We start from the raw sequence: 20,387 nt of genomic DNA, 5'->3' as shown, positions 1-20,387 counted from the left end.
GATAACCAGTAAACTTTCCTCATTCTTCTCTCAAACACTTTTTATATGTACTTTCACTAGGTAAAACCTATGCTTTTACACTGTAAAGTCTCACGATAAGTTGTGTTTTGCTAAGGCTAAAATTGCACACTTTTAGAGAAAACGCTACAATATGCTGTAAGACAAACGCTTACGGCTGCACGCTCAAAACTCGCGAAAAATCGACTAAGGATTTTGTTTTTGATTTTTCGCGAGATATGAGCGGTCAAATCGTGCAAATATCGTCTTGGCAAAAAGTATGCCATTCCAGTTGAGAGTTAGTCGAACAGTCCCGGCTCCACAGCATTGCTGCCGATCATCGGTCGTCCGAGATGCTGGTAGGCGAGGGGCGTCACCATACGTCCGCGCTGCGTGCGCTTTATGAAGCCCTCCATGATGAGATACGGCTCGTACACCTCCTCGACGGTGCCCGTGTCCTCGCCGATAGCGGTGGCTATGGTAGACACGCCGACCGGTCCGCCGCGGAACTTGTCGATGATGGTGAGCAGAATCTTGTTGTCGATCTCGTCCAAACCATACTGGTCGATGTTGAGCGCCGAGAGCGATAGGCGCGCAATGTCGCGGTCGATGCGTCCGTTGCCCTTCACCTGCGCAAAGTCGCGCACACGGCGCAGCAGAGCGTTCGCAATACGCGGCGTGCCACGCGAGCGGCGCGCAATCTCTATAGCCGCATCGTCGTCGATGGGCACCTTCAGAATCATCGCCGAGCGCTTGATGATCTTCTGCAGCATCTCCGGTCCGTAGTATTCCAGGTGGAGGTTGATGCCGAAGCGCGCACGGAGCGGCGCCGTGAGCAGTCCGCTGCGCGTCGTGGCACCCACGAGCGTGAACGGGTTGAGGTCGATCTGTATAGACCGCGCCGACGGACCCTTGTCGATCATGATGTCGATGCGGTAGTCCTCCATCGCCGAGTAGAGATACTCCTCCACGACCGGCGAGAGACGGTGAATCTCGTCGATGAAGAGCACGTCGCGCGGCTCCAGCGAAGTGAGGATGCCGGCGAGGTCGCCCGGCTTGTCGAGCACCGGTCCGCTCGTAATCTTGAAGCCCACGCCCAGTTCGTTGGCTATGATGTTGCTAAGCGTTGTCTTGCCCAGTCCTGGGGGGCCGTGCAGTAGCGTATGGTCGAGCGGTTCGCCGCGGTACTTCGCCGCCTCGACGAACACTTCGAGGTTCTCCACCACCTTCTGCTGTCCGCTGAAATCGCCGAACCGCAGCGGTCGCAGAGCGTTCTCAAAGTCCTTCTCGCCCTTGCGTCCCTGCTCCTGACGTATGTCGAAATCTTCTTCCATGTTGTATCGGATAATCTGTTTTGTACAAAGTTAGTATATTTTTGGCAGAAAAAACGCCATATACTTGGATAAAACAAACGAAACAACTAAATTTGTAGTCAATAGGCACTTCCGATTTGTGAAAGTGCTGCGCACTATTAACCCGTTAAAACCCAGATAGAACTATGCTCGTAAAGACTTATTCCGCAGCCGTTAACGGCCTCGACGTAACCACCGTAACCGTTGAAGTGAATATCGTGCCCGGCGTGATGTATCGCATGACCGGACTCGGCGACACCGCTGTGCGCGAAGGACGCGACCGCATAGCGTCGGCGCTGCAGGTGAACGGATATAAGTTTCCGCACGCAGACATCACCATCAACCTCGCGCCTGCCGACCTGCGCAAGGAGGGTAGCTCGTTCGACCTGCCGCTGGCTATGGCTATACTCACCGCGAGCGGAGCCGTGACGAGCGACGTGCTCGCCGACTATATGCTCGTGGGCGAACTGAGCCTCGACGGTACGCTGCAGCCCGTGAAGGGAGCGCTGCCGATAGCCATCCGGGCAAGAGCCGAGAAGTTCAAGGGACTGATTGTGCCGAAGCAGAACGAGCGCGAGGCGGCAGTGGTGAACAATCTGGAGGTGTATGGCATGGAGAACATCATGGACGTGATAAAGCTGCTCACGGGGCGTGAGGTGTACGAGCCGACGTTCGTCGACACACGCCGCGAGTTCTACGAACAGCAGAGCCGCTTCGACCTCGACTTCGCCGACGTGCGCGGTCAGGAAAGCGTGAAGCGTGCGCTGGAAGTGGCGGCGGCAGGCGGCCACAACCTTATCATGGTAGGCCCTCCGGGTTCGGGCAAGTCGATGATGGCAAAGCGCCTGCCCTCTATTCTGCCGCCGCTGTCGCTCTCGGAGAGTCTGGAGACGACACAGATACACAGCGTTGCCGGAAAGCTGAAGCGCGGCACGTCGCTCATCTCACAGCGCCCGTTCCGCTCGCCCCACCACACCATATCCGAAGTGGCGCTCGTAGGCGGCGGAATAAACCCGCAGCCGGGCGAGATATCGCTGGCACATAACGGCGTGTTGTTCGCCGACGAGCTGCCCGAATTCAACAAGCAGACGCTCGAAGTGCTGCGTCAGCCGCTCGAAGACCATAAGATAACCATCTCGCGCTCGAAATATACCGTTGAGTTCCCCTGCTCGTTCATGTTCATCGCCTCGATGAACCCCTGTCCCTGCGGCTATTATAACGACCCGACGCACAAGTGCTGCTGCACGCCCGGACAGATACAGCGTTACATGAGCAAGATATCCGGTCCGCTGCTCGACCGCATCGATATCCAGTGCGAGATTACGCCCGTGCCGTTCAAGGACATCTCGAAAGCGCAGCCCGGCGAGCCGAGTGCCGCCATCCGTGAGCGTGTCATCAAGGCACGCGACATACAGACCGCCCGCTACAAAGACTTCAAGGGCGTACACTGCAACGCGCAGATGACCGAGCGCATGATTCATCAGTTCGCCGAGCCCGACGAAGCCTCCATCGCTCTCCTGCGCACCGCCATGGAGAAGTTCTCGCTCTCCGCCCGCGCCTATAACCGCATACTCAAGGTGGCGCGCACCATCGCCGACCTTGACGGCTCAGAACGCGTGGAGGTGCAGCACATCAGCGAAGCTATTGGCTACCGCAACCTCGACCGTGGCGACTGGGCGGAACGCAGGATGTATTAAAAGTAAAAAAGTAAAAAGGTAAAAGGGGCTTTAGTCTTTTTATGATTGATTTAAGCTCGGTAGAAAGGAAAGAAAGATGAACAATTCAATCGAAATATACCGCTCGCAAGACGGTAGCGTGCAGCTTAATGTGAAGTTGGAGAACGAGACAGTGTGGTTAACACAGAGTCAGATGGCGGAGCTGTTTGGAGTTGATAGAACTTCAATAGTTCGTCATATTCGTAATATATATAAGTCGGAAGAATTAGAAGAATTTTCAACTTGTGCAAAAAATGCACAGGTTCGAATTGAAGGTCAACGACAGATTGTTCGTGAGATTCCATACTATAATCTTGATATGATTATTTCTGTGGGATATAGAGTGAATAGTAAAAATGCAACGTCGTTTCGTCGTTGGGCGACCTCCGTCCTCAAGCAATACCTCATCAAGGGCTATGCCATCAATCAGCAGATAAAGCTCGACCGCTACAACGAGCTGAAGGATGTTGTGCGCCTTATGTCGTGTGCTTTACGCCGAGGACGGACACAAGCGCATTGCCGACAACACACTTGTGGCGCTCACGCTGATGATTGCCGAGAGTAGAACCGAGGAGAAGAATGTAATGGTGAAGGTTGTTGTGAACCTGATTAACCGAGAGAATCAGTAAAAGTAGTAATAATAGTGAGTGTTGTGTGTATGTTTTTGAATATAAATCGCTATATTTGCACATCAAAAACAAGTTTCTGCGATTTTTTTGATCTATAATAAACGTTTATATACACACAATGAAAAAATCAATTGAGAATCTCTATCAGCTTGACGGTAGAGTGCCGTTGGGAAAGGCTCTCCCGTTCGGTTTGCAGCACGTGCTGGCGATGTTCGTCAGCAACATCACCCCAATCATGATTCTGGCAAGCGTTGTCGGACTTGACAGCGCGGTCAGTGCGGCACTTATACAGAACTGTATGATTATAGCCGGCATCGGTACGCTTGTGCAGTTGTTCCCGGTGTGGCGCATCGGTTCGCGTCTGCCTATCGTCATGGGCATCTCGTTCACGTTCCTCTCGCTCGCCATCAGCATCGCCGGCGCATACGGCATGGGCACGCTTATCGGTGCGGTTATCGTGGGCGGACTTGTTGAGGGCGTGCTCGGCTTGTTCGTGAAGTATTGGATAAAGCTCATTCCGCACGTCGTGTCGGCTACGGTAGTTACGGCTATCGGTTTCTCGCTCCTGCCTATTGGAGCCAATTCGTTTGCAGGCGGCATGGGTTCGCCCGATTTTGGCAGCTTGAACAACTGGATTGTGGGTTCTGTTACGCTGCTCGCTTGTCTTCTTTGCCAGGTTTTCGCAAAGGGATTCCTTCGTTCGCTTTCTGTTCTTGTGGGCCTTATCGTGGGCTACATCCTTGCTTGTTTTATGGGAATGGTCGACTTCAGCGGTATTTCGGGCTTGGCTGTAGTGTCGATGCCGCGTCTTATGCCGTTTACGCCGGAGTTCAACATCGGTGCGATACTCTCGGTTGTGGCTGTTTATCTTGTGTCGGCTACGGAGACTATCGGCGATACGTCGGCGCTGTGCAACGGTGCGCTGAACCGCGACCCTGAGACAAAGGAGATGGGCGCAGCCATCAGTTGCGACGGCTTCGTAAGTAGCGTGTCGGGCTTGTTTGGTTGTACGCCAATCACGTCGTTCAGTCAGAATGTAGGCTTGGCTGCTATGTCGGGCGTTGTGAACCGCTTCACGATCGGCATCGGCGCTTTGGTGATGATTATCGGCGGTGTGTTCCCCGTTGTGGGTCATGCGCTCACTACTATTCCGCAGGCTGTGCTCGGCGGCTGCACCATCATGATGTTCGGCAGCATTCTTTATGCTGGTTTCGGCATGATGGCTCGCACGGGCTTCTCGCAGCGCAACATGGTTATCGTGAGTCTCTCGCTCAGCGTGGGCCTCGGCTTCACGCAGGCTACTGAGATGTTCAAGATATTCCCCGAGATTGTGCGCACGGTGTTCGCAGAGAACTGCGTCGCTGTTGTGTTCCTCCTCGCTGTACTGCTCAACTTGCTGCTCCCGAAGAAGGAGGAGTAAGGTGTTGAGAAGTGTGTTGTGGTGGTGAGATGTTGAAATGATGTTGTGGTGGTGAGATGTTGATGTGTTGAGAAGTGTGTTGTGGTGTTGATATGTTGATGTGTTGACATTTGCATATATCACCATCTCAACTCCACAACATCATCCAAACAAATCTCAACATCTCACCACCTCACCATCTCAACCTAAAACCTCACCACCTCACCATCTCAACCTAAAACCTCACCACTTCAACATATCAACCTAACAACCACAACCACATGACCTCACACGAAATCTTTATGCTAACCGCGCTGGTAGCCACCGGCATTTTCCTCCTTCAGTTTGTAATCTCCGTGTTCTTTGGCGACTTGGACATGGACGTGGACGGCGACGCCAATGCCAATTTCGACCTTGGCAGTCTGTTCTCGTTCAAGGGACTCGTCCACTTTCTCATCGGCTTCGGCTGGACGCGTGTGCTGTTTGACGGCGACACGTGGCAGATGTATGCTTTGGCTGTGGTGGTGGGCGCGGTGTTCATGCTCGTGCTGTTCTACTCGTACGTGCTGGCGTACAGACTGCAGAATCTGCGCAAGCCGGAGCGTCCGCAGAATATCGTTGGGCGTGCTGGCAGGGTTTATATCAATATTGGCGACGGACGCTATACGGTGTTCGTGAAGCGCGACGGCGCGGAACGCGAGCTCGATGTGGTGTCGGAGTCGGGACACACCGACTATAAGACCGACCAGGTGGTGACGATAAAGGAGTACCGCGACAATAAGTATTATATTGAGTGAGATGGTGTGGTGTTGAGATGGTGTGGTGTTGAGGTGGTGTGGTGTTGAGGTGTTGACAAATGCTTATTCCCTCATCTTCTCCGCCTAAAAATTAATAACTAATAATTAAAAACTAATAACTAAAAAAATGCTATGGAATCAAACATTTTCCTTCTCGCCGGCTTGCTCGTCGTAATCGTGCTGCTCGGTATCATTGGTGTTCTTTCGCGCTACCGCAAGTGCAAGTCAGACGAGGTGCTCGTCGTTTACGGTAAGACCGGCGGATCGAAGTCGGCGAAACTCTACCACGGCGGAGCTGCCTTCGTGTGGCCTATCATCCAGGGCTACGACTTCCTCTCGATGAAGCCGATGCAGATAGACTGCAAGCTCACGGGTGCCATCTCTGCTCAGAACATCCGCGTAGACGTGCCCACGACCATCACCGTTGCCATCAGTACCGACCCCGAAGTGATGCAGAACGCCGCTGAGCGTATGCTCGGACTCTCGATGGATGACAAGCAGAACCTCATCACCGACGTGGTTTACGGACAGATGCGTCTCGTCATCGCCGACATGACCATCGAGGAACTCAACTCCGACCGCGACAAGTTCCTCGCCAAGGTGAAGGATAATATCGACACCGAGCTGCGCAAGTTCGGTCTGTATCTGATGAACATCAACATCAGCGACATCCGCGACGCCGCCAACTATATCGTCAACCTCGGTAAGGAGGCAGAATCGAAGGCGCAGAACGAGGCTCAGGCTAACATTGAGGAGCAGGAGAAGCTCGGTGCGATAAAGATTGCGAACCAGATTAAGGAGCGTGAGACACGCGTTGCCGAGACTCGCAAGGACCAGGAGGTGGCTATCGCCTCCACACGCAAGGAGCAGGAGATATCCGTTGCGCAGACCGACAAGGAGCGTGTGTCGCAGGTGGCGCTCGCAAACGCCGACAAGGAGTCGCAGGTGGCTCGCGCTGAGGCCGAAATGAACATCAATGTGGAGCAGGCGAACACGGCGAAGGAGAGTCGCATCGCAGAGCTTAACTCGGATATGGAGATTAAGCAGGCGGAGGCGAAAAAGAAAGCCGCTATCGGTCGCAACGAGGCGCAGAAAGAAATAGCGCTTTCCAACGCCCAACTCTCGGTTACTCAGGCAAACGCCGACAAGGAGGCTGGCGAAGCTGCTGCGCGTTCGGAGGCTGCCGTGCAGACCGCACGCGAGAAGGCGCAGAAGGAAGTGGAGGAGGCGAAGGCTCTGAAGGTGGAGTCGTCGCTGAAGGCAGAGAAGATTGTGCCAGCAGAAGTGGCTAAGCAGGAGGCTATCTTGCAGGCAGACGCCGTGGCAGAGAAGGTGATACGCGAGGCTGAAGCGAAGGCAAAGGCTACGCTGGCGCAGGCTGAGGCTGAGGCAAAGGCGATACGCATGCGTCTCGAAGCCGAGGCAGAGGGTAAGAAGATGTCGCTCCTGGCTGAGGCTGACGGCTTCCAGGCAATGGTGAAAGCCGCCGAACTCAACCCGGCTATCGCTATCCAGTACAAGATGGTTGACCAGTGGAAGGAGATTGCAGGCGAGCAGGTGAAGGCGTTCGAGAAGATGCAGCTTGGCAACGTCACGGTGTTCGACGGTGGCGACGGAGCAACCGGCAACTTCCTCAACTCGCTCGTGAAAACCGTAGCGCCAAGTCTCGGCGTTCTCGACCAGCTGCCCATCGGCGAAACCGTGAAGAATATACTTCATTCGGAGAAGAAGGACGAAGGAACGGAGAAGAAGGAAGAGAAAACAGATAAAAAATAAAAAGAGTAATATTGATTGTAGCGGAGGTCTCTGGCCTCCGCAGCAGATAGTCTTACGATTAGTTCGACTTGGTGCTGCGGAGGCCGGAGACCTCCGCTACTTTTGTTTACTCATCTGGCCATTTACATGCAGCGCCCGTTGTCTTGAACGACGGGCGTTGTGCGTTCATGCTGCGCAGCTTCTTGCCCAGTTCTGCCGAAAGCTGCTTCACCTTCGCCGGATACTGCTCAGCAAGATTGCGGCTCTCGCTGATGTCCTGCGCAATGTTGAACAGCTCCTTGCGACCAGTGGCGTAATAGTATATCAGTTTCCAGTCGCCGCGACGTATGGCGCAGTTCAGGTTGATGCCCGGTCCGTAGCCGTCCCACACGTTAGGAAAGTTCCAGATAAGGCTTCTGTCGGCTATGCGGCTGTCCGCTTTGCCCTTCAGCGTGGGCACGATGCTGACGCCGTCGATGGTCTGCGGCACTTTATACTGCTTCGCGCCCGCCATGTCGAGTATAGTGGGGTAGAGGTCCTCTATTATTATGCTGCTTGCGTTGCGTGTGCCGGGCTTTACGGTGTCGCCCCACTTCACGATGAACGGCACACGTATGCCGCCCTCGTAGAGCGAGCCCTTTCCGCTGAGCAGCGGCGCGTTCTGCGTGAATGGTTCGCCCTCGCGGAACTCAGGGCTGCACGCCAGTCCGCCGTTGTCGCCGAGGAAGATGATGATGGTGTTCTCCGCTTCGCCGTTGCGCTGCAGCCAGTTCATTATGTCGCCCAAACTCTTGTCCATGCCCTCTACAAGCGAGGCGTAAGCAGCGTCTTTGTCCGAAAGACCCTTGCGCACGTACTTCGGGAAGAAGCGCATGTCCTTGTCGATAGGAATGTGCACGGCGTAGTGCGACATATAGAGATAGAAAGGCTGTTTGTATTTCTTCGCCTTTTCGAGTGCGCCTATCGCCTCCTGCGTCAGTGCTTCGGTGAGGAAGGTGCCCGTTCCCCAATACTTCTCCAGTCCGGGAGTCGACATACGCGAGTTGGGCTTGCCGTCGCGGTCGTGTCCGTAGTTGCGTTCGCTCAGATACGTAGCCACTCCGCCCGCCGCCGTGCCCGTTATGTTCATGTCGAAACCGAAGTGGCACGGGTTTTCGCCCGGCGTGTCCTTCGCTCCCCAATGCGCCTTGCCGCAATGGATGGTGTGATAGCCGCTGTCCTTCAGTATCTGCACGAACGACTTCGCCACGGCGGTGTTGTTCAGGGCGTCCACCTGCGCTATGCCGTTGTAGTTCCAGTCGGGCAGTGTCACCACGTCGCTCTCATGGTCGGTGGTCTTGTCGCGCTCCAGCGTCCAGTTCGTCACACGGTGGCGCGCCATGTTCATGCCCGTCATCAGACTGCATCGCGTAGGCGAACTGATTGGGCAGGCATACGCTTGCGTGAACATCATTCCCTCGCTTGCCAGTCGCTCCATGTTCGGCGTTTCGTACATGTCGTTATATCGCGTTCGGCGGTCCCAGAACGCCACGGATGTGTCCTGCCATCCCATGTCGTCCACGAGAAACACGAGTATGTTGGGGCGCTTCTGCTGTTCGGCGTGTGCAGGAGCGCAGCCCAATGTTGCGGCAGCCGCGAGTATAGTAGCTTGTTTCAGATTCATAGTGATTTGTTTTTTAATAATTAACCCGATTAAACAGATTCTTCTCTTAGCTTGAAGGAATCCGTTTAATCGGGTTAATCCGTTGTTATCTATATCTTAATACAGCGTTTTCGGCGCGATTCGGAAGCTGAAAGTATAGTCCTTATACTCTACGCGGTGACCCTTGCGGGCGCGTCCGTCGCCACCCCAGCTGTCAACACCGCCGACACCCGACTGTACGAGGTCGATGAAGAGGTTGGTATATTTCGACTTCTCTACCGACTGTGAGTGGCGCTGTTTCTTCTCTTTGCCCTCATCGAGAGTGAGCAGGTCGTAGTGGAGGGCAGAAGCCGAGAAGAGCTTGTCGCTCTCTACGCGGAAGCCCACGCCGTTCTTGTTGGTCTGGTTCCACCAGCGCAGGTCGCTCATCGTTCCGGTCTCCTGCGGACGTACGTACGGGTAGAAGAGGTCGTCGGCAGTAGAGTGGTAGATGCCAACATTCTGCGAAATCTTGCGGTCGGAGTAGTTCTCTACCGGTCCGCGTCCGTTCCACTGCACCTGGTCCATGTCGTAAGGCAGGTTCATCACCATACCGAAGCGGAGCATCTCCGACACCTTTGCGCCCGGAGTGGTCTTCAGATCCTGAGTGACTACGAGTGTGCCGTTAGCCTCTACCTGGTATGTGAGTGTGAGTGTAGACTTCACAGCAGGCATGTTATACACAGCTACTACAGTCTTCAGTTTTTTATCAACTGTGAGCGAGCGAAGTTTCATCTTCGGAGTGCGCCAAGCAGCGAAGTTTTTCTGCGACTGTGCGCCCATGTCGTTGTCGGTTACGGCACGCCAGAAGTTAGGCTTGAGCGAACCGCCCTCGCCGAGGAGCGAGTTGCCGCCCACCTCGTAGCGTGTGATGAAGCCCGTAGCATGGTCGAAAGCGAGCGTGAAGTTCTGTGCCTGCAGCGTGAGCAGCGGTTCCTTCTTCTTGTCGGTGAGCTTCACAGCCTTCAGCGCCTTCTGCTCGTTCTCCGTCAGAGCGAGGTCTGTGCCCTTAGCTTCGCGCAATGCGAACTGCTGATAAGCCACGATGTCGCCAGCCTTCTGCAAGCCCTCGTCGTTCTTCAGACGGAACTCTACGTTCAGCATCACGTCCTTTGCCTCCTTGAGTTTGTCGATATTGTACGGCAGCACGAAGTCGGCAGAGCTCTGCGCCTTTATCTCGGCGAGGTCGGCGATTGTGCCGTTCTGACGCTCGATGCCGTCAGCCACGATAGCCCAAGAGAGCGACACGTTGTCGAGCGGACGGAAGAAGTTTTCGTTGAACACGTTGAACTTCTTCTGAGCAAGATCAGCCGGTTTCACCCAGATGTTCTGATACCAGTAGCCCACCTCGTAAGCCTCAGGATTCGGCTTGCGGTCGGGCGAGATGAATCCGTTGCAGTTGAAGTTGTTGTCAGACGGGTCGTAAGAGTTGAAGTCGCCGCCGTAGTTGTATATCATGTTGCCCTTAGCGTCCTTGCCGCGCAGACCCTGGTCTACGAAGTCCCAGATGAAGCCACCCTGATAGATAGGATACTTGCGTATGAGGTCCCAGTAGTCCTGCATTACGCCGCAAGAGTTGCCCATAGCGTGAGCGTACTCGCAATGAATCATCGGTTTGGTGCTTGCAGGGTCCTTAGCGTAGCGCTCTGCAGCCTCAGGCGTGATGTACATCTCGGCGTAGAAATCGGTGTTAGGTCCGAGGATAGCGCGCTCGTAGTGAACCGGACGCGACGGGTCGAACTCGTTAATCCATTTCTTCACGGCAGCGAAGTTCTTCGAGTCGGCAGTCTCGTTGCCCATCGACCAGTAGATTACCGACGGATGGTTGAACTGGTTGTGCACATTGTGCATGTTGCGCTCCATTATCTGCTTGGCGAAGAGGTCGGTTGTTGTGATAGCGTCGCTATCGTAGAAGAATCCGTGACTCTCCTGGTTGGTCTCAGCGCATACATATATACCATATTCGTCGCAAAGCTCGTAGAAGTACGGGTCGTCGGGGTAGTGGCATGTGCGCACGGCGTTCACGTTGAACTGCTTCATCAGCTTCACGTCCTCAACCATGCGTTCGCGTGAGATGACATATCCGCCGTCGGGGTCTATCTCGTGGCGGTTAGCGCCCTTGATGAAAATCGGCTGTCCGTTCACGAGCAGCTGCTTGTTCTTTATCTCCACCTTGCGGAAACCAGTGCGCACCGGAACCGACTCTACGTCCTTGTTCTGCTGCTGCACGGTGACAACCACCTTATACAGATTAGGAGTCTCTGCGGTCCACTTCAGTGGGTTCTCCACGTCGAACTTCACGGTAGCGTTCACCAAAGCCACGTCGTGTCCCTTCTGCTTCTTCACCTTCGAAGAGTTGATTATCTTGCGGCTCACAACGTCGCCGTTCGGAGCGATGAGGTCGATGATGAATTTGGCGTTGCCCTTAGCCTTGAGCGCAACGGCGAGCGATCCGTTCTTGTATTCGGCGTCGAGGTCTGGCGTCACGCGCACGTCGTCGATGTGAGCGGTCTGCGAGCGCGAGTAGAGGAAGCAGTCGCGAGCCACACCCGAGAGGCGCCAGAAGTCCTGGTCCTCGCTGTAAGAGCCGTCGCACCAGCGGAATGTCTGGAAAGCGATGAGGTTGTCGCCCTTCTTGAGGAAAGGAGTGATGTCGAACTCCATTGCCGACTTCGAGTCCTCGCCGTAGCCCACGAAATGGCCGTTCACCCAGAGATACATGTTCGACGTAACCGATCCGAAGTGAGCTATCACCTGGCGTCCGTTCCATGAGTCGGGGATGCGTATTGTGCGGCGGTAAGAGCCTACGTGGTTGTCCTTTGTCGGCACCATCGGCGGATTGTCCTTGAAGTGTCCGCGCCATGCGAATCCTATGTTCACGTATTCGGGGTCGCCGAAGCCGTTCAGCTCCCAGATGCCCGGCACGCGCATGTTTTTCCACGCAGCGTCGTTATAGTCGGTGCGGAAGAAGTCGGTAGGACGCTGGTCGGCGTTCTCCACCCACTGGAAACGCCAGTCGCCTTCGATAGAAAGGAAGTTGCTCGATTTGTCGCGGTTGCCCTTCAGCGCAGCCTCGCGGTTCTCGTAAGCGAAGAAAGATGTGCGTGTAGCGAATCTGTTGACGTTGTTAACCGAGAGGTCGTGCCATTCCGTGAATGTCGGTTCGGCTACTCTTTCTTTCGGTTCGGCTGCGTTGACGAGGCACGGAGCCAAGCCTGCCACAGCCAGTGTTAATAGCAGATGTTTCATAATTATTTTGTTGTTTGTTTTCTGCGGTTTAAAGTTCTGACAACAAAGTTACTACAAATTTGGCGGAATTTACCAAAAATTGTAATTTTGTATGTTAAAATCAATGAAGATGAACTATAATACACATACTCTTGCTAACGGATTGCGCATAATCCACCTTCCGTCCGCCCAACCCGTGGTATATTGCGGCTACGCTGTAGGCGCCGGCACACGCGACGAGGAGCTCGGACGCGAGGAGGGAATGGCGCACTTCTGCGAGCATATCACTTTCAAGGGCACGGAGCGCCGCAGCTCGATGCAGATACTGGGCCACCTGGAGAGCGTGGGCGGCGACCTCAACGCCTTCACCAACAAGGAGGAGACGGTGTATCACGCCGCCGTACTGAAGGAGAACATTGACCGCGCTGTCGACCTGCTCACCGACATCGTCTTTCACAGCACCTATCCGCAGGCGGAGATAGACAAGGAGGTAGAGGTGATCGTAGACGAGATAGAGAGCTACAACGACTCGCCCGCCGAACTCGTGTACGACCTCTTCGAGAACGCCGTTTTCAGCGGACATCCGCTGGGGCATAACATACTGGGCACGGCAGAGAAGCTGCGCCGTTACACAACGGCTGACGCGCTGCGCTTCACGCGACGCTACTATCGACCCGAGAACAGCGTGTTCTTTGCTTACGGCGACGTCGACTTCCACAAGCTCGTGCGACTGCTTGAGCGGGCTAACACTAACGTAGCGGCGGTATCCTTGCCGCCGCAGCAGCAAGCGTTGTGTGACGAGTCGGCAGGATGTGGCGGCGGCAATGATACCGCCACTGCTGTTCTTCCGCCCTACGTGGCGCAGCACATAGAGCACCACATGGACACACACCTTGCTCATGTGATGCTTGGCACTCGCGCCTACGACGTTCACGACGAACGCCGCATTGCGCTTTATCTGCTCAACAATATCCTCGGCGGACCTGGCATGACGGCACGCCTGAACGTGTCGCTGCGCGAGCGCAACGCTCTCGTCTACACCGTTGAGAGCATGGCGCAGAGCTATAGTGACACGGGTCTTTGGGCGGTCTACTTCGGTTGCGACCCGAAGAACGTGAAGCGCTGCCTACGACTCATACGTCGCGAGCTGGACAAGGTGATGCAGCGTCCGCTGAGCGACGCGCAGCTGCGTGCTGCCAAACGGCAGATACGCGGACAGATAGGCATCGCCTGCGACTCGCGCGAGTCGTTCGCACTCGACTTCGCCAAGAGCTATCTGCACTATGGTTGGAAGAAGGATGTGACGGCACTCTGCGAGCGCATCGACGCGCTCACGGCTGCCGACCTGCAGCGTGTGGCGCAGGATCTCTTTGCCGAGGAACGCCTCACGATGCTCGTAATCAAGTAGGCGCAATTCTAAGTTGTGGCGATTTCAGGGGGTGCACTTGTCTCAAGTGCACCAACCGAGCAATAAGTACACCCACCGAGCAATAAGTGTATCCACAGAATAGATAGTGTCATTTACTTGGTTGGTGCAGCAGAGACTGCTGCACCCCCTGGGAGAAGTACACCCACCGAGCAATAAGTACACCCACAGAATAGATAGCGTCATTTACTTGATTGGTGCAGCAGAGACTGCTGCACCCCCTGAGAGAAGTGCACCAACCGCTACGTTAAAAGCAAAAACGGATTAAGCCGATTAATAGGATTTCTCTGCAATGAAGAAAATCCGTTTAATCAGCTTAATCCGTTGTTGATTTCTACGCACCCTTATAATCTGTGCGCATCTGTGGGAGAATATCTCAGCAGAGGTTCTGCAGCATGGCAAGTGCCTTGTTCTCTGCGTCCTCCATTATCTCGCGCTCTCCCGGTCCCTTGTCGTTGATGCCGCAGAGATGCAGTATGCCGTGAATTATCACGCGGTGCAGCTCGTCGTCGTACTGCTTGCCGAACTTCTCGGCATTGGTGCGCACGGTGTCGAGCGAGATTACGATGTCGCCGCTCACGATGCCCGGCTCGTCGTAGTCGAACGTTATCACGTCTGTATAGTAGTCGTGACCTAAATATTCGTTGTTCACCTCGAGAATCTTCTCGTCGTCAACGAACATGTAGCCCACTTCGCCTACCTTATAGCCGTATGTAGCGGCGACGGCACGTATCCATGCTGTCGTCTCGCGCTTCTTTATCTTCGGCATCTTCACGCCGTCTACGTTGTATGTAATCATATTCTTGATGTTGTTATGTTGTTATGTTGTTATGTTGAGGTGTTGTGGTGTTGTTGTGGTGAGATGTTGAGATGGTGTGGTGTTGAGATGTGTTGTTGTGAGATATACACTAATGTCAACATCTCACCACATCACCATCATATCTCACCATCTCACCACCTCACCATCCTATCCGATTCTTTTCGGAAGAAAAGAGTCCACGTCCCTTCCGAAGTTCTTCAGTTCTCTGACCACCGACGACGACACGCTGTCCATGCCAGGCAGGGCGTAGAACACCACGGTCTCTATGCCCGTGAGTCGGCGGTTGATGTCAGCCTGCTCGCGTTCGAACTCGAAGTCCTTCACCGAGCGCACACCCTTCACGATGAACTGCGCTCCGTGGCGCTGCGCGAAGTCGACCGTCAGGTCGCTGTACTGCTCCACGCTTATCTTCTCCTCGCCGGCATACAGCCCTCTGATAGCCTCTACGCGCTGCTCCGCCGTGAGCATGTAGCGCTTCTTTTCGTTCACGCCCACGCCGATGACGAGGCGGTCGAAGAGTGGCAAGGCGCGGCGCACGATAGAGTCGTGACCGATGGTGAACGGGTCGAACGATCCGACGAATATTCCGATTCTTTCCATAGCTTTCCGTTTACTAATATCTGCAAATGTACAACTTTTATTTCACATAGCCACACACGTTTTCTCAGATTTTGTAAAATAAATAGAGTTTCGTTTCTGCCGTATTTCGATATAATAATGTAATTTTGCATATTGAACTAATATATAAATAAGAATAAAAGCTAATACATAATATAGAATGGTACTCAACTATATCTGGATTGCGTTCTTCCTCATCGCCTTCTGCATAGCCCTTGTGCGGCTTGTGTTCATGGGCGATACGGAAGTGTTCCCCGCAATCATGAACTCTACGTTCGACACCTCGCGCACGGCGTTCGAGATTTCGCTCGGACTCACCGGCGTGCTCTCGCTGTGGCTCGGCATAATGAAGATAGGCGAGAAGGGTGGGGTGGTGAACGTGCTGGCACGTGTGCTTTCGCCCGTGTTCTCCCGACTGTTTCCAGACATACCGAAGGGGCATCCCGTCACGGGCAGCATCTTTATGAACGTGGCTGCCAACATGCTCGGACTCGACAATGCCGCAACGCCACTCGGACTGAAGGCTATGGAGCAGCTGCAGGAGCTGAACCCGAAGAAGGACACGGCGACGAACCCGATGATAATGTTCCTCGTGCTCAACACGTCGGGTCTGACGCTCATACCGGTGAGCATCATGGTGTATCGTGCGCAGCTCGGCGCAGCGCAGCCTACGGACATCTTCGTGCCCATTCTGCTCGCTACGTTCTGTTCTACCGTCGCCGGCATCATCGTTACGTCAATCTATCAGCGTATCAACCTGCTCAACCGCACTATGCTGCTCACGCTGGGCGGCTTGTCGCTCGCCGTTGCCGCCATCATCTGGGGCTTCTCGGCTATGGACAAGGCGCAGATGAACGTCGTGAGCACGTCGGTGGCTAACATTCTGCTGATGCTTATCATCGTGGTGTTCATCCTGGCTGGCATGCGCAAGAAGGTGAACGTGTACGATGCGTTCATCGAGGGCGCAAAGGACGGTTTCTCTACGGCTGTGCGCATTATTCCTTATCTCGTGGCGATACTTGTTGGCATCGGTGTGTTCCGTGCTTCGGGTGCTATGGATATGCTCATTGGCGGCGTGAAGTGGGTGGTTGAGGCTCTTGGCTGCAACACCGACTTCGTTGGCGCGCTGCCCACGGCTTTCATGAAGCCGCTATCGGGTAGCGGAGCGCGCGGCATGATGGTCGACGCCATGACTACATACGGTGCCGACTCGTTCGTGGGTCGCCTCTCATGCATCTTCCAGGGCTCCACCGACACCACCTTCTACATCCTCGCCGTCTACTTCGGCAGCGTCGGCGTACGCTACACACGCCACGCCGTAGCCTGCGGCTTGCTTGCCGACCTCGCTGGCGTAATTGCGGCAATCGCAATATGCTACATGTTCTTTTAAAAGTAAAAAAGTAAAGTATGGCTAATTTAAAGAGTTTAGCAAAGGACACCGCCATTTACGGCTTGAGCAGCATTGCGGGCCGTTTCATCAACTATCTGCTGGTGCCCATCCAGACCACAGCGTTCGTCGCGAGCGGCGGACAATATGGTGTCGTTACGAACATCTACGCCTACACGGCGCTGCTGCTTGTCATCCTTACGTACGGTATGGAGACAACCTTCTTCCGCTACGTGAACAAGACGGAGGAGAACCCGCAGACCGTTTACTCTACGGTGCTTATCTCCGTCGGAGCGACGGCGGCGCTTTTCGTGGCGCTCGTGTTCAGTTTTCTGCCACAGATAGCTACGTTCATGAAGTACCCCGACCATCAGAGTTGGGTGGCAGTGATGTTCGTCTGCGTGGCTATCGACGCGTTCAAGTGCATACCGTTCGCCTATCTGCGCTACAAGAAGAAGGCCATTAAGTTCGCGGCGTTGCAGTTGGTGAACATCGTGCTGAACATCGTGCTCAACTTGCTCTACCTCATCGTGCTGCCGGCGCTGAAGCTGAACCCGTTCGGCTTGTACGACGCGCAGTTCACGCTCGACGTGGGCATGGTGTTCTACATCAACCTCATTTGTACAGCCGTCGTCCTGCTCTGCTTCTGGCGCGAGCTGACGGGTTTCCGCTGGCGCTTCGACGTGCAGTTGTGGCGCCGTATGCTGCGCTACGCCATGCCTCTGTTAGTGTTGGGCATAGCCGGCATCCTCAACCAGACACTCGACAAGATTATCTTCCCGTATCTCTACGACGGAGCCGACGAGAAGACGCAGCTCGGCATTTACGGTGCGGCTACGAAGATTGCGATGATCATGGCGATGATTACGCAGGCGTTCCGCTACGCCTACGAGCCGTTCGTTTTCGGCAAGTCGAAAGACAAGGACAACCGCGAGACGTACGCCAAGGCCATGAAGTTCTTCATCATCTTCACGCTGCTTGCGTTCCTCGTCGTTATCGCCTACATCGACATCCTGCGCTTCATCATCCCTAACGAGAGCTACTGGCCTGGTCTGCGCGTCGTGCCTATCGTGATGGCTGCCGAGATAATGATGGGCGTCTACTTCAACCTCTCGTTCTGGTACAAGCTCATCGACAAGACCATATACGGTGCGTGGTTCTCTGCTGCGGGCTGCTTGGTGCTGGTAGTGGTGAACGTGCTCTTCGTGCCCAAGTACAGCTATATGGCTTGCGCATGGGGCGGCGTAGCGGGCTACGGCACGGCGATGGTGCTGTCTTATCTCGTCGGTCAGCGCAAGTATCCCATCAACTATCCGCTGAAGTCGATAGGCGTGTACGTGGCTATCACGGCGCTGTTCTACTTCCTCATGAATCTTGCCAACGACAACCTGCCCGAGTGGGCTGCGCTCGCTGTGAACACCGCACTCGTCGTGGCGTTCATCGGTCACATCGTCTATCACGACCTGTCGCTGAAGAGTCTGCCCGTCGTGGGCAAGTATTTCAAGTGAAATAAAAATTGAACAAAGAATTATAGATGACAGAATATAGTCAATACATAGATGGATTATTGAAACCAAAAGTTCAAGAACCTGCGGTGGTATTGGACTTGTTTGCTGGTTGTGGAGGTTTGTCGCTTGGATTTGAGGCTGTAGGTTTTAGAACTATCGGTTTCGAAATGGTTGACGAGGCTGTTGATACGTATAACAGAAATCTTAAAGGAAAATGCTATAACCAGTTTCTTGAAGTAGGTTTTAATTATCCGGAAGAAGAAAATATAGATATAATAATAGGGGGACCTCCCTGTCAACCGTTCAGCAGATTTGGTAATCAAAAAGGCATGGAAGATGCACGTGACGGCTTTCCTATATTTATAGATGCTGTTCGTCGTCTACAACCTAAAGTGTTTCTTTTTGAGAATGTCGCCAATATCTTAGGGAGACATAAATGGTATCTGGACTTGATAGTTCAGGAACTTCAGAATTTGGGTTATATCGTGGAATACAAAGTGTTGAATGCCGTTGATTATGGTGTTCCTCAAAGGCGCGAAAGACTTATATGTGTCGGACACCGCGCATCATTCCATTTTCCTGCAATAGAGCGTGAGAAGCGAACTGTTGCTGAAGCGATAGGAGACACAATGTTAAGTCCTGAACCCGAAAGTAAGATACTTACTTCGCGACAAGACGAATACATAGCAGTATACGAGAAGAAGTCGCATTGTGTAAATCCTCGTGATTTATATCCAGACAGGCCTGCGAGAACCATTACTTGCAGAAATCTTGCAGGGGCAACGAGCGATATGCAGAGGGTGCGTCTTGCGGACGGAAGACGGAGACGTCTTACGTACCGTGAAGCAGCGCGTCTTCAGACATTCCCTGATTGGTTTGAGTTCTCTGGCACAGAGACCAAGCAATTCTATCAAATAGGAAATGCGGTACCGCCATTGCTGGCATATAAGATTGCTCAGCAGGTAAAGAATACTTATTATTTGGAACAAAAATCAGAAGAATATATTTTACAAAGAAATATTCCTAATAGTTTGTTTGCGATATGAAGATAAAAGTTCAAGCTAAGACATCTGCAAAAGTAAGGTCGTTGGTATACAATCTTTTGGATGTCTTCCAGAAAATAGGTATACCTGTTGATGGTACCGATAGAAAGGTGGAGCGCATGGCTAAAGCCTGTCTTGCGGTAGGAAAAATAAAGAAAAGTTTCGCTGAAGCTCTTTCTGAAGAGAATGATGGTTTTGTAAGAACACGAGATATAATATCATTTGAGAATGAAAATTATGGAGAACACATTTCTCCAGGATCTTATGACGATATAAGAAGGAAGGATTTAAAATTGCTGATTGAAGCAGGAATCGTCATCAATTCTTCATCCAAAGAGAATCTGGCTACTAACAACCCTTCGCGTGGATATGCTTTAAGCAAATCTTTTGTGGAGTTGTTGTATAGTTATGGTTCTGAAGAATGGGATATGCGACTTTCTGGGTATCTGAAAGAAGCGAAATCACTTAAGGAAGAGTTAGAATGTAGACGTAATCTGATGAAAGTTCCGGTAACTCTTCCCGGAGGCAAACGGATAAGTCTGTCTTATGGCGCACATAATGATTTGCAAAAAGAGATAATAGAGACTTTCTTACCATTGTTCGGTTTTGGTGCAGAAGTACTTTATGTAGGTGATACAACAGATAAGTTCCTGCATTTGGATGAAAAAGCATTGAAAGAGATAAACTTTTTCGTCTTGGAACATGACGAACTGCCTGATGTCGTGGCATATAGCCATGGGAAAAACTTGTTGTACCTTATTGAAGCCTATCACTCCACTGGAGAATGGAACGAAATAAGAGTGCGAAAAGTAAAACGTAAGCTCAAAGAGTCTGGTTGTACAGCAGACGTTGTCTTCTTTACGGCCTTTGAGACCAAAAATGCTTTCAAGCAAAAGGCTAAAGATATAGCATGGGAAACGGAAGTGTGGATTGCAGAATCGCCAGAACATCTTGTGCATTTCAATGGCTATAATTTTTTAGATATACATAAATGATGATTTTATTGACAAACTAACCATATAAAATTAATAA

Annotated in this window: 14 protein-coding genes and 1 pseudogene; 10 read left to right on the top strand and 5 right to left on the bottom strand. The window is 53.0% G+C overall.

The features are described 5' to 3' along the window. Positions 1 to 296 precede the first annotated feature (296 nt). Positions 297 to 1,331, bottom strand: coding sequence for a Holliday junction branch migration DNA helicase RuvB (ruvB, locus tag KTQ90_RS05510; RefSeq protein ID WP_022157504.1), 1,035 nt, complete (start codon positions 1,329 to 1,331; stop codon positions 297 to 299). A 164-nt stretch (positions 1,332 to 1,495) separates the two neighbouring features. On the opposite strand from ruvB, the gene KTQ90_RS05505 reads away from it, so the two are divergent. From KTQ90_RS05505 to KTQ90_RS05485, 5 genes and pseudogenes are all read left to right on the top strand, one after another. Then, entirely contained in the window at positions 1,496 to 3,046 is a 1,551-nt protein-coding gene (locus KTQ90_RS05505) for a YifB family Mg chelatase-like AAA ATPase (RefSeq protein ID WP_217317519.1), read from the top strand. A gap of 76 nt (positions 3,047 to 3,122) precedes the next feature. Next, positions 3,123 to 3,693 (top strand): annotated as a pseudogene (locus KTQ90_RS05500) (virulence RhuM family protein). Positions 3,694 to 3,811: 118 nt separating this feature from the next. Continuing rightward, the gene (locus KTQ90_RS05495; protein ID WP_217317518.1) at positions 3,812 to 5,113 is read left to right on the top strand and encodes a uracil-xanthine permease family protein; all 1,302 of its coding nucleotides are present in this window, start codon (positions 3,812 to 3,814) and stop codon (positions 5,111 to 5,113) included. Between the two features lie 260 nt (positions 5,114 to 5,373). Further along, on the top strand, positions 5,374 to 5,889 hold the full coding sequence (locus tag KTQ90_RS05490) for a hypothetical protein (protein ID WP_217317517.1): 516 nt from the start codon (positions 5,374 to 5,376) through the stop codon (positions 5,887 to 5,889). Between the two features lie 132 nt (positions 5,890 to 6,021). Continuing rightward, complete coding sequence (locus tag KTQ90_RS05485) at positions 6,022 to 7,665, top strand: flotillin family protein (RefSeq protein WP_217317516.1); 1,644 nt, start codon at positions 6,022 to 6,024, stop codon at positions 7,663 to 7,665. Between the two features lie 106 nt (positions 7,666 to 7,771). Here KTQ90_RS05485 and KTQ90_RS05480 read toward each other — a convergent pair whose 3' ends face one another. Together KTQ90_RS05480 and KTQ90_RS05475 are read right to left on the bottom strand one after the other, a co-directional pair. After that, the gene (locus tag KTQ90_RS05480; RefSeq protein ID WP_217317515.1) at positions 7,772 to 9,307 is read right to left on the bottom strand and encodes a sulfatase; all 1,536 of its coding nucleotides are present in this window, start codon (positions 9,305 to 9,307) and stop codon (positions 7,772 to 7,774) included. 96 nt (positions 9,308 to 9,403) lie between these two features. Next, entirely contained in the window at positions 9,404 to 12,574 is a 3,171-nt protein-coding gene (locus KTQ90_RS05475; RefSeq protein ID WP_217317514.1) for a glycoside hydrolase family 2 TIM barrel-domain containing protein, read from the bottom strand. Between the two features lie 109 nt (positions 12,575 to 12,683). On the opposite strand from KTQ90_RS05475, the gene KTQ90_RS05470 reads away from it, so the two are divergent. Then, positions 12,684 to 13,961 (top strand): M16 family metallopeptidase, encoded by a 1,278-nt coding sequence (locus KTQ90_RS05470; RefSeq protein WP_217317520.1) that lies wholly within the window; start codon positions 12,684 to 12,686, stop codon positions 13,959 to 13,961. 394 nt (positions 13,962 to 14,355) lie between these two features. Here KTQ90_RS05470 and ybeY read toward each other — a convergent pair whose 3' ends face one another. Next, the gene (gene ybeY, locus KTQ90_RS05465; protein WP_007898564.1) at positions 14,356 to 14,778 is read right to left on the bottom strand and encodes an rRNA maturation RNase YbeY; all 423 of its coding nucleotides are present in this window, start codon (positions 14,776 to 14,778) and stop codon (positions 14,356 to 14,358) included. Positions 14,779 to 14,946: 168 nt separating this feature from the next. Next, positions 14,947 to 15,399 (bottom strand): pantetheine-phosphate adenylyltransferase, encoded by a 453-nt coding sequence (coaD, locus tag KTQ90_RS05460; protein WP_217317513.1) that lies wholly within the window; start codon positions 15,397 to 15,399, stop codon positions 14,947 to 14,949. A 178-nt stretch (positions 15,400 to 15,577) separates the two neighbouring features. On the opposite strand from coaD, the gene KTQ90_RS05455 reads away from it, so the two are divergent. Genes KTQ90_RS05455 through KTQ90_RS05440 form a run of 4 tightly spaced genes read left to right on the top strand, consistent with a single transcriptional unit; the run spans position 15,578 to position 20,350 of the window. Further along, the gene (locus KTQ90_RS05455; protein ID WP_217317512.1) at positions 15,578 to 16,807 is read left to right on the top strand and encodes a nucleoside recognition domain-containing protein; all 1,230 of its coding nucleotides are present in this window, start codon (positions 15,578 to 15,580) and stop codon (positions 16,805 to 16,807) included. A 17-nt stretch (positions 16,808 to 16,824) separates the two neighbouring features. Continuing rightward, positions 16,825 to 18,312, top strand: a complete 1,488-nt coding sequence (locus KTQ90_RS05450) for a lipopolysaccharide biosynthesis protein (RefSeq protein WP_217317511.1) — start codon at positions 16,825 to 16,827, stop codon at positions 18,310 to 18,312. A gap of 26 nt (positions 18,313 to 18,338) precedes the next feature. Further along, entirely contained in the window at positions 18,339 to 19,358 is a 1,020-nt protein-coding gene (locus KTQ90_RS05445; RefSeq protein WP_217317510.1) for a DNA cytosine methyltransferase, read from the top strand. After that, positions 19,355 to 20,350 (top strand): BsuBI/PstI family type II restriction endonuclease, encoded by a 996-nt coding sequence (locus tag KTQ90_RS05440; protein WP_217317509.1) that lies wholly within the window; start codon positions 19,355 to 19,357, stop codon positions 20,348 to 20,350. The genes KTQ90_RS05445 and KTQ90_RS05440 overlap by 4 nt, the downstream gene beginning before the upstream one ends. Positions 20,351 to 20,387 lie beyond the last annotated feature (37 nt).

This window comes from Leyella stercorea, assembly GCF_019052365.1.
Classification (GTDB): Bacteria; Bacteroidota; Bacteroidia; order Bacteroidales; family Bacteroidaceae; genus Prevotella.
Note: the sequence above shows the minus strand (reverse complement) of the source record. Positions and strands in the feature narration are given on the sequence as shown.

Coding starts and splice junctions, on each gene's coding strand:
- KTQ90_RS05505 (WP_217317519.1), top strand. CDS start 1,496: ATGCTCGTAAAGACTTATTCCGCAGCCGTTAACGGCCTCGACGTAACC.
- KTQ90_RS05470 (WP_217317520.1), top strand. CDS start 12,684: ATGAACTATAATACACATACTCTTGCTAACGGATTGCGCATAATCCAC.
- KTQ90_RS05450 (WP_217317511.1), top strand. CDS start 16,825: ATGGCTAATTTAAAGAGTTTAGCAAAGGACACCGCCATTTACGGCTTG.
- KTQ90_RS05490 (WP_217317517.1), top strand. CDS start 5,374: ATGACCTCACACGAAATCTTTATGCTAACCGCGCTGGTAGCCACCGGC.
- KTQ90_RS05445 (WP_217317510.1), top strand. CDS start 18,339: ATGACAGAATATAGTCAATACATAGATGGATTATTGAAACCAAAAGTT.
- KTQ90_RS05440 (WP_217317509.1), top strand. CDS start 19,355: ATGAAGATAAAAGTTCAAGCTAAGACATCTGCAAAAGTAAGGTCGTTG.
- KTQ90_RS05475 (WP_217317514.1), bottom strand. CDS start 12,574: ATGAAACATCTGCTATTAACACTGGCTGTGGCAGGCTTGGCTCCGTGC.
- ruvB (WP_022157504.1), bottom strand. CDS start 1,331: ATGGAAGAAGATTTCGACATACGTCAGGAGCAGGGACGCAAGGGCGAG.
- coaD (WP_217317513.1), bottom strand. CDS start 15,399: ATGGAAAGAATCGGAATATTCGTCGGATCGTTCGACCCGTTCACCATC.
- ybeY (WP_007898564.1), bottom strand. CDS start 14,778: ATGATTACATACAACGTAGACGGCGTGAAGATGCCGAAGATAAAGAAG.
- KTQ90_RS05480 (WP_217317515.1), bottom strand. CDS start 9,307: ATGAATCTGAAACAAGCTACTATACTCGCGGCTGCCGCAACATTGGGC.
- KTQ90_RS05485 (WP_217317516.1), top strand. CDS start 6,022: ATGGAATCAAACATTTTCCTTCTCGCCGGCTTGCTCGTCGTAATCGTG.
- KTQ90_RS05495 (WP_217317518.1), top strand. CDS start 3,812: ATGAAAAAATCAATTGAGAATCTCTATCAGCTTGACGGTAGAGTGCCG.
- KTQ90_RS05455 (WP_217317512.1), top strand. CDS start 15,578: ATGGTACTCAACTATATCTGGATTGCGTTCTTCCTCATCGCCTTCTGC.